General features: G+C 67.4%; 1 protein-coding gene and 1 other RNA gene. Both read right to left on the reverse strand.

What is annotated here, in order from left to right; all coding sequences use genetic code 11:
* A partial coding sequence (dnaX, locus tag AOZ49_RS29975; RefSeq protein ID WP_156355790.1) for a DNA polymerase III subunit gamma/tau occupies nt 1-1,159 on the reverse strand: 1,159 nt, incomplete at its 3' end.
* A 121-nt stretch (nt 1,160-1,280) separates the two neighbouring features.
* Nucleotides 1,281-1,378, reverse strand: an RNA gene (gene ffs / locus AOZ49_RS32165) — signal recognition particle sRNA small type.
* Nucleotides 1,379-1,419 lie beyond the last annotated feature (41 nt).

Raw genomic sequence — 1,419 nt, forward strand, 5'->3', positions numbered from 1 at the left:
GCGCGGCGGCCACGGCGGGCTCGGCCGTCTGGCGGGCCGGCGTGGCGGGCGCCTCGATGGCGGTCTGCGGACCGGCGTCACCGTTGAGCGCCAGCATGCGCAGGCAGGCCATGATGAAGCCGGCGTACTCGTCCGGCGCCAGCGTCAGTTCGCCGCGGCTGTGCACCGCCACCGAATAGAACAGTTGCACCGCGTCGGGATGCAGCGATTGCGCCAGGCGGGCGATGTCGGCCGCCAGCGGATCCTCGGCCGGCATCACGCCGGACACGCGCTGCTCGATGGCGACGCGCGACAGCAGCACCGCCAGGTCGGCCAGCGCGCCGGCGTACGACAGGCCGCGCGTGGCGAGTTCGTCGGCCACCGCCAGCACGCCCTTGGCGTCGCCGGTGGACAAGGCGTCCAGCAGGCGCACCAGGTGACGCTGGTCGATGGTGCCGAGCATGCCGCGCACGGCGTCCTCGGTCAGGTTGCCAGCGCTGTAGGCGATGGCCTGGTCGGTCAACGACAGCGCGTCGCGCATCGAGCCCGACGCGGCCTGGCCGATCAGGCGCAGGGCCGGCACTTCGAAGCCGACCTGTTCCTCGCCCAGCACCGCCTGCAGGTGGCCCACAATGGAGTCGGCCGGCATCTGCTTCAGATTGAATTGCAGGCAGCGCGACAGCACCGTGACCGGGATCTTCTGCGGGTCGGTCGTGGCGAGGATGAATTTGACGTGCGGCGGCGGCTCTTCCAGCGTCTTGAGCATCGCGTTGAACGCGTGCCCCGTGAGCATGTGCACTTCGTCGATCATGTAGACCTTGAAGCGGCCCGCGCCCGGCGCGTAGACGGCCTGCTCCAGCAGCTGGGTCATTTCCTCGACGCCGCGGTTCGAGGCCGCGTCCAGTTCGAGGTAGTCGACGAACCGGCCGGCATCGATCTCGGTGCAGGCGCGACAGACGCCGCAGGGCTTGGAGGTGATGCCGGTTTCGCAGTTGAGCGATTTGGCCAGGATGCGCGACAGCGTGGTCTTGCCGACGCCGCGCGTGCCGGTGAACAGCCAGGCGTGATGCAGGCGCTGGGTGTCGAGCGCATGCGTCAGCGCGCGCACCACGTGATCCTGTCCCACGAGGGTATCGAACGATCGCGGCCGCCACTTGCGGGCCAGTACCAGATAAGTCATGGCGGGATTGTAGAGCCTTTGCAAGAGCCGATGCGATTGCCGGCGTGAAATGCAAAAGGGACGGAATCATCTTCCGGGGAAATCCCCTTGGAAAACAACCCCGTCCCCTTTGCGAAAACCGGTTGGCGAGCCTTACTCCGGCACTGACCCTAAACGACTATGGCTGCTTCGTTCCCGACCTGACCAGGTTCACCGTCGAACCATGCGAAGGGGCCCGCCAGCCAAGAGGCTAGCCGAGCGAGCAACGCGAAGCTCTGCTA

Source organism: Achromobacter sp. 2789STDY5608615, assembly GCF_001298995.1.
Lineage (GTDB): Bacteria > Pseudomonadota > Gammaproteobacteria > Burkholderiales > Burkholderiaceae_B > Achromobacter > Achromobacter insuavis.